Origin of the sequence: Massilia glaciei (assembly GCF_003011895.2) — a bacterium.
In the GTDB taxonomy this organism is placed as follows: domain Bacteria; phylum Pseudomonadota; class Gammaproteobacteria; order Burkholderiales; family Burkholderiaceae_D; genus Telluria_A; species Telluria_A glaciei.
In genome coordinates this window covers 47,348-55,103 of record NZ_PXWF02000325.1, presented here as the reverse complement: position 1 = coordinate 55,103, position 7,756 = coordinate 47,348, and the positions used below count along the sequence as shown (strand labels likewise).

6 protein-coding genes are annotated in these 7,756 nt (G+C 64.0%); 5 read left to right on the top strand and 1 reads right to left on the bottom strand.

The features are described 5' to 3' along the window. The first annotated feature begins 294 nt into the window (after window positions 1–294). From C7C56_RS26375 to lpxC, 3 genes are all read left to right on the top strand, one after another. Window positions 295–801 (top strand): peroxiredoxin, encoded by a 507-nt coding sequence (locus C7C56_RS26375; protein ID WP_106760316.1) that lies wholly within the window; start codon window positions 295–297, stop codon window positions 799–801. A gap of 168 nt (window positions 802–969) precedes the next feature. Further along, window positions 970–1,812 carry a DMT family transporter gene (locus C7C56_RS26370; protein WP_106760317.1) on the top strand — a complete coding sequence of 281 codons (843 nt, stop codon included), beginning with the start codon at window positions 970–972 and terminating at the stop codon, window positions 1,810–1,812. A gap of 312 nt (window positions 1,813–2,124) precedes the next feature. Next, window positions 2,125–3,060 (top strand): UDP-3-O-acyl-N-acetylglucosamine deacetylase, encoded by a 936-nt coding sequence (gene lpxC, locus C7C56_RS26365; RefSeq protein ID WP_106760315.1) that lies wholly within the window; start codon window positions 2,125–2,127, stop codon window positions 3,058–3,060. Window positions 3,061–3,099: 39 nt separating this feature from the next. On the opposite strand, the gene C7C56_RS26360 is transcribed toward lpxC, so the two are convergent. After that, window positions 3,100–3,492, bottom strand: a complete 393-nt coding sequence (locus C7C56_RS26360) for a DciA family protein (protein WP_307719085.1) — start codon at window positions 3,490–3,492, stop codon at window positions 3,100–3,102. 337 nt (window positions 3,493–3,829) lie between these two features. Here C7C56_RS26360 and secA point away from each other — a divergent pair, with 337 nt between their 5' ends. Both secA and C7C56_RS26350 read left to right on the top strand, forming a co-directional pair. Next, window positions 3,830–6,574 carry a preprotein translocase subunit SecA gene (gene secA, locus C7C56_RS26355; protein WP_106760313.1) on the top strand — a complete coding sequence of 915 codons (2,745 nt, stop codon included), beginning with the start codon at window positions 3,830–3,832 and terminating at the stop codon, window positions 6,572–6,574. 101 nt (window positions 6,575–6,675) lie between these two features. Continuing rightward, window positions 6,676–7,599 carry a hypothetical protein gene (locus tag C7C56_RS26350; RefSeq protein WP_106760312.1) on the top strand — a complete coding sequence of 308 codons (924 nt, stop codon included), beginning with the start codon at window positions 6,676–6,678 and terminating at the stop codon, window positions 7,597–7,599. The last annotated feature ends 157 nt before the right edge of the window (window positions 7,600–7,756 follow it).

The following is a 7,756-nucleotide window of genomic DNA, read 5'->3' as shown; positions in this document are numbered from 1 at the left end:
CGTTAAGTCCGGTGGATTGGGTCTGACCCCCACTTATGTACACGATCAATATTCCGCAAACGGGGTCTGACCCCACTTATGAAATAAGTTGCGCCAAACCGGCCCTGCTCGCGCTGAACGCCGGGCTGTCGCGCTTTTTTTGCCTGAAACGTTTCGCTATCGGGGTCTGACCCCGGTAGCGAAATTGATTTGGTTTGGCAATCGTTTTTGCGGGGGGCGCTGCAGAAATTATTGGGATCAGGCATACTAGTTGGCTAAGCTTGTTGTTTTCCACCATATTCACAGGAGTCTTGAATGACCATCAAAATCGGCGAGCGTCTGCCAGAAGGCGCACTTTCGGAATTCATCGAGACCGAATCGGCAGGTTGTTCCCTCGGCCCAAACACGTTCCAGGTCGCCGATTTGGTCAAGGGCAAGAAGATCGCGATCTTTGGCCTGCCAGGCGCATACACCCCGACCTGCTCCGCGCAGCACGTGCCGGGCTATGTCAAACATGCCGACGAACTCAAGGCCAAGGGCGTTGACGAAATCTGGTGCATCTCCGTCAATGACGCTTTCGTCATGGGCGCCTGGGGCCGCGACCAGAAGTCGACCGGCATCGTGCGCATGATGGCCGACGGTAACGCCGCCTACAGCAAGGCCCTCGGCCTCGACGCCGATTTCTCCAAGTTCGGCATGGGCACGCGCTCCCAGCGCTACTCGCTGCTGGTCGACGACGGCGTCGTCACCGAGCTCAACGTCGAGCAGGGCGGCGCCTTCGAAGTGTCGAACGCCGAAACCATGCTCAAGCAACTGGGCTGATCCCGCCGCCGCACCACCCGAAGACGGCGCCGCGGCGCCGTTTTTGTTTTTGCCGGCTATGCGCCTTCTTTGCGCCCGCTTTGTGCCCGCTTTGTGCCCATTCTTTAACCGCTCGACGAGGAAGCTGCCGTGACCGCGCGCTCCAATAAATTACGCAGCATCTACGCGATGCTGCTGGCCGTGGCCATGTTCTCGCTGATGGACACGGCCATGAAGCTGCTCTCGGCCCACTACCCGGCGATGCAGGTCGCCGCCCTGCGCGCGCTCACGTCGCTGCCGCTGGTGTGCGCCTACCTGGCCTGGCGCGGCGCCTTCGCCGGCATCCTCAAGGTGCGCTGGGCGCTGCACCTGAGCCGCGCCGTGATCGGCGTGGCGATGCTCTCGCTGTTCGCCTTCGGCCTCAAAAAACTCTCGCTGGCCGAGGCGTATTCGATCTTTTTCATCGCGCCGGCCCTGATCACGGCGCTCTCGGTCGTGCTGCTCAAGGAGCGCGTCGACGCCGCGCGCTGGAGCGCGATCGCGATCGGCCTGCTCGGCGTGCTGGTGGTGCTGCGCCCCGACGGCGCCGGCTTCCTGACTATCGGCGGCCTCGCGATCCTGGGCGCCGCCGTCTGCTATGCGGTCTCGGCGATCATCGGGCGCATCATGAGCGCCACCGAGCGCAGTGAACACATGGTGTTCTGGCTGATGCTGCTGATGGCCATCGGCGGCTCGGTGCTGGCCGCGCCCAACTGGGTCGCGCTGCGCGCCGGCGACATCGCGCTGCTGTGCGCGCTGGCGGTCACCGGTTTCATCGGGCAGCTGGCCATCACCGAGGCGTTCCGGCTGGGCGAGGCCTCGAGCGTGGCGCCGTTCGAGTATTCGGCGCTGGCCTGGGGCGTGGCGCTCGACTGGCTGCTGTGGCACACGCTGCCCGACCAATACACCCTGCTGGGCGCGGCCATCATCATCGGCAGCGGGATTTACCTGGTCCGCCACGAACGGGTGCACGCGGCGGCTGAACACCCCTGAGGCCGGCGCCGCCGTTCACGAATTTTTCCGTCGGTCGGGGTACGATTTTGCGAACAAAAAAAACCCGCCCCGACGAAGGGGCGGGCCGGTGGTCGCATACAAGCACAGCCCGCAGTTCAAGGTGGCGGCCGGGCCAGCGATCCGGAGCGGGGTCGGGGGTGATGATGGTGGCCGCGCCGCTCGATCTGCTCAATAAATAGTGGAATCGAAGGCGCGCGGTTTTCCAGCGGTGAGGCGTAACTGTTTGATTTTTTGGTAATAATTGCGCTGGAGGCGTCAGCGCCAACTTTCCAAGTTGGATATAATCGGCGGATGCTAAAACAAAGAACAGTCAAACAGTTGATCCGCACCACCGGCGTCGGCCTGCACTCGGGCACCAAGGTCGAGCTGACCCTGCACCCGGCCGCGCCCGACACCGGCATCGTGTTCCGGCGCGTCGACCTCGATCCGGTGGTGTCGTTCCCGGCCAGCGCCGGCATCGTCGGCGACACCCGCATGGCCTCGGTGCTGGTGCGCGACGGCGCGCGCGTGTCGACGGTCGAGCACCTGATGTCGGCTTGCGCCGGCCTCGGCATCGACAACCTCGTGGTCGACATCTCGGCCGAGGAAATCCCCATCATGGACGGCTCGGCCTCGTCCTTCGTGTTCCTGCTGCAGCAGGCGGGCGTGCAGGAGCAGGACGCGGCCAAGAAGTTCATCCGCGTGCTCAAGGACGTCGAGGTGCGCCAGGGCACCGGCAACGCCGAGAAATGGGCGCGCCTGTCGCCGTTCGACGGCTTCAAGCTCGATTTCTTCATCGAATTCAACCATCCCGCGGTCGACGGCACGATGCAAAGCGCGGCGGTCGACTTCGGCAGCGTGTCGTACGTGCACGAGGTCGCGCGCGCGCGCACCTTCGGTTTCATGCAGGACGTCGAAAGCCTGCGCGGCATGGGCCTGGCGCGCGGCGGCTCGCTCGAGAACGCGATCGTGATGGACGAATACAGGATCCTCAATTCGGACGGCTTGCGCTACGACGACGAGTTCGTGCGCCACAAGATCCTCGACGCCATCGGCGACCTGTACCTGGTCGGCCACCCGCTGTTGGCGAGCTACCACGCGCACAAGTCGGGCCACGCGCTCAACAACCTGCTGCTGCTCGAATTGCTCAAGGATCCGAGCGCCTATGAGATCGTCGCGTTCACCGCGCCCGGCTCGGCGCCGGCGTCGTACGTGCGCCAGATGGCGCGCGAGTGGGCGCTCACATAGTTTGCATGGGATTGGCGGCGGGCTTTGGCGCGGCGCTCTTCAGCGGCGGCGCGCGGCCATCGCCCTGACGGCGGCGATCAGGGTCTTGTTTTGTTCGGTCTCGGGCAGCGCGTCGCCCAGTTCGGCGAAGGCGTTGACTGCCTGCGCCGGCAGCACCAGTTGCTGCGTGTGCACCACCGGGGCGATGCTGCGCGTGACCTGCACCTTGAGGCGGATCGCGTTGATCTGCCAGCCCTTGGCGCGCAGCGCGGTCTGCAGCTTCGGGATCTGCTGCTTGAGCTTGGCCGCGACCGCCGAACTCGGCGTGGCCAGCACCAGCTGGGTGTCCTCGAAGGAGAGGATGTCGCAGTTGTCGAACATGGCGGGCAGGGCGGCCGCGCAATCTTTCTGCAGACTGGCCATGCGCATCACGGTCGGCAGCAGGCTGGCCATGCGGTCATTTCTTTGAAGGAAAGCCGTGGCGTCGAGCGTGGTCCTTGGCGCCTTGGTGCCAAAGATGTGGGTCGGGCGTTGGTTGGTGGAAGTAAACCGCATGAGGCGCAACATATCACAGCTGGACCCGGCGTGGTGAAGCGCGGGCGCGGGCTCCCGCTTGCACGCCCGAAACAGATTGTTTTGGGCGCGCCACTTGTTATCCGGGCCAATATCCCCAATTGTGGCCGGACCGCATGATAAAATCACAGTCTTTTTGCCATAGTCGGCCTGCGAGCGATATGTTTTTGATATCATCCTGGCTTCTTTTTGCGGCGTTTTTTTCAAGAATTCAAGCATGTCATTACTGACCCAGATTTTCGGCAGCCGCAACCAGCGTCTGCTCAAGCAATATCAAAAGACCGTGCGCGAGATCAATGCGCTCGAGCCGCAGATCGAAAAGCTGACGGATGACGAGCTCAAGGCCAAGACGCCGGAATTCAAGAACCGCGTCGCCAAGGGCGAGAGCCTCGACGACCTGTTGCCTGAGGCGTTCGCGGTCTGCCGCGAGGCCGCCAAGCGCGTGCTCAAGATGCGCCACTTCGATGTGCAGCTGATCGGCGGCATGGTCCTGCACCAGGGCAAGATCGCGGAGATGGGGACGGGCGAGGGCAAGACGCTGATGGCGACGCTGCCGACCTACCTCAACGCGCTGGCCGACAAGGGCGTGCACGTGATCACGGTCAACGACTACCTCGCGCAGCGCGACGCCGAGTGGATGGGCCGCCTGTACGGCTGGCTCGGCCTGACGACCGGCGTGAACCTGTCGCAGATGGCGCACGACGACAAGCAGGCCGCGTACGCGTCCGACATCACCTACGGCACCAACAACGAATTCGGCTTCGACTACCTGCGCGACAACATGGTCTACGAGTCGAGCGAGCGGGTCCAGCGCGGCCTGAACTTCGCCGTCGTCGACGAGGTCGACTCGATCCTCATCGACGAGGCGCGCACGCCCCTGATCATCTCCGGCCAGGCCGAGAACCACACCGAGCTGTACCACAAGATCAACACCGTGCCGGGCATGCTGGTCAAGCAAATCGGCGAAGAAACGCCGGACGGCAAGGGCGTCATCGAGGTGCCGGGCGACTACCTCAAGGACGAGAAGGCGCACACCGTGCTGCTGACCGAGGCCGGCCACGAGAACGCCGAGGCGATCCTGACCAAAATGGGCCTGCTGCCGGAGGGCGCGTCCCTGTACGACGCGGCCAACATCACCCTGATCCACCACCTGTACGCCGCCCTGCGCGCGCACGTGCTGTATCACAAGGACCAGCATTACGTGGTGCAAAACAACGAAGTCGTCATCGTCGACGAATTCACCGGCCGCATGATGACCGGCCGGCGCTGGTCCGATGGCCTGCACCAGGCGGTCGAGGCCAAGGAGGGTGTGCGCATCCAGAACGAGAACCAGACCCTGGCCTCGATCACCTTCCAGAACTATTTCCGCATGTACACCAAGCTCGCGGGCATGACCGGCACCGCCGACACCGAGGCGTACGAATTCCAGGAAATCTACGGCCTCGAGACCGTCGTGATCCCGCCGAACCGTCCGTCGCAGCGCAAGGACCGCCAGGACCAGGTCTACAAGTCGTCGGAAGAGAAATACAACGCGATGCTGATCGACATCCGCGACTGCTACGAGCGCGGCCAGCCGGTGCTCGTGGGCACGACCTCGATTGAAAACTCGGAGCTGTTGTCGGGCATCCTGGCCAAGGCCAAGCTGCCACACAACGTGCTCAACGCCAAGCAGCATGCGCGCGAGGCCGAGATCATCGCCCAGGCCGGACGTCCGAAGATGATCACGATCGCCACCAACATGGCCGGCCGCGGCACCGACATCGTATTGGGCGGCAACGTCGAGAAGCAGATCCAGATCATCGAGGCCAACGCCGAAATGGTCGAGGCCGCAAAAATCGCGCAATCGAACATCCTGCGCAACGAATGGAAGTCGCTGCACGCCCACGTGGTCGAGGCCGGCGGCCTGCACATCATCGGCACCGAGCGCCACGAATCGCGCCGCGTAGACAACCAGTTGCGCGGCCGTTCGGCGCGCCAGGGCGATCCCGGTTCGTCGCGTTTCTACCTCTCGCTCGACGACGCGCTGCTGCGCATCTTCGCGGGCGACCGGGTGCGCGCGATCATGGACCGCCTCAAGATGCCCGAGGGCGAGCCGATCGAGGCGGGCATCGTGTCGCGTTCGATCGAGTCGGCCCAGCGCAAGGTCGAGGCGCGCAACTTTGACGTGCGCAAGCAATTGCTTGAGTACGACGACGTCGCCAACGACCAGCGCAAGGTGATCTACACGCAGCGTAACGAATTGCTCGAAACGACGGACATGTCCGAGATGATCAACTCCCTGCGCGCCGGCGTGTTCACCGACATGGTGCACAGCTTCGTGCCGCAGGAGTCGCTCGAGGAGCAATGGGACGTCAAGGGCCTGCAAGACACGCTGGCCAACGAGTGGCAACTGCCGGTGCCGCTCGAGAGCATGCTGGCGAGCGAAGCCAACCTCACCGACGAGGACATCCTCGAGCGCGTGATGACGGCGGCCGACGATTCGTACAACGACAAGGTGGCCATTGTCGGCAAGGAATCGTTCAGCGGTTTCGAGCGCAACGTGATGCTGCAAAGCGTGGACAGCCACTGGCGCGAGCACCTCGCCGCGCTCGACCATCTGCGCCAGGGCATCCACCTGCGCGGCTACGCGCAAAAAAATCCGAAGCAGGAATACAAGCGCGAAGCCTTCGAACTGTTCGGCACGATGCTCGACCTGATCAAGAACGACGTCACGCGCATGGTCATGACGGTGCGCATCCAGTCGCGCGAGGAAATCGACGCGGCCGAATTGGCGATGCAGCAGTCGGCCCTGGCGAATGTGCACTACCAGCACGCCGACTTCAATCCGGACGCCTCGCCCGAAGAGTTGCTGGCGCCGTCCTCGCGCCAGGGCGACGACCAGGGCCCGAAGGTCGGCCGCAACGACCCTTGCCCTTGCGGCAGCGGTAAGAAGTTCAAGGCTTGCCACGGCCGCCTCGCGTAACAGCGTGCGTGCAGGCGGTGCGTAAAAAAGAGGCGGAGACACTTCCCGCCTCTTTTTTTACGCCTTTTTCCCGGTTTTTTGACCCCCTCAGAGCATTTTTCATGAACAAAAAACGATTGGCCCTGCTTGCCTTGGCGCTCGTGGTGGTCGGCCTCGGCCTGTTTATCCGTCACAAGGCCAAGGGCGGCGACCCGTTCTGGATCGCCGCCGGCTGGCTGCTGACCGCGGTCGTCGTGCTGCGCGTGGGGCTGGCCCTGCGCCGGGGCTTGAAGCTGTTCCGCGCGCAAACGGCGGCCGAGGGCGTCACCTTGCAGGGCATCGACAAACTGACCACGTCCGCCATGCCACCCTGGATGCGAAGCTACTACACGATAGAGAAAAAGGTCTATGGTGGCTTCTGGCGCGCGTTGACGCGCAAACCGCTGGCCGCGGCGCCGGGATTCACGGTCGCCAACGGGCCCAGGGGGACGCTGGTGCGTGTCGGCTTGCTGCTAGGCATAGCGGTGCTTCTGTGCGCGCCGTCCGGATTCGGTCATCTGGTGCCGGAAACGCGGCTCGGGCTGCTCGCCGGCGTGTTGTATTACGGCCCGGTGCTGTACGCGCTGGTCTGGGTGATCGGCATGCGCCGCGTGCTGCGCGAGAGCGCGCACCGGGTCACCGCCGACGCGGTCGAACTCGACCTCGGCGTGCGCGCCAGCGCGACCGTCGCGGCCGCGCGCATCGTCCGCTGCGGCGCGCTGCTGGTGCCGTTGGCGCAATACCGCGCGATGCACCAGATCGACTCCAACCAGGTCTGGACCGTGGCGCCGCTCGAGAAGGCCAATGTGCTGATCTCGCTCGACGCGGTGGCGGCGCTCGAGACGGTCTGGTTCGGCTATCCCAAAACCGTCAACACGCAACACATCGCGCTGTATGTCGACGAGCCGCACGCCTTCGTCGACGCGCTGTCGGCGCTGATCCCGGCCGGCGCCGACGAGCGCGGTATGCAAAATTGCATGGACTTCGGCCCGGCTCTGCATATTTGAATAGTGCGCCGGGGGCGGGAAGGGCCCGCGCGGCCGCCGCCTCGTTTGTTTGCCATGTTCCTCGTTCGGTCTCGCGGCGGAACTTTCCTCGGCGTCGTTTTCATAGGGAAGGCGGACGAGGATCGCGCAAAGCGGCGAGACAAAACGAGGATTCGCG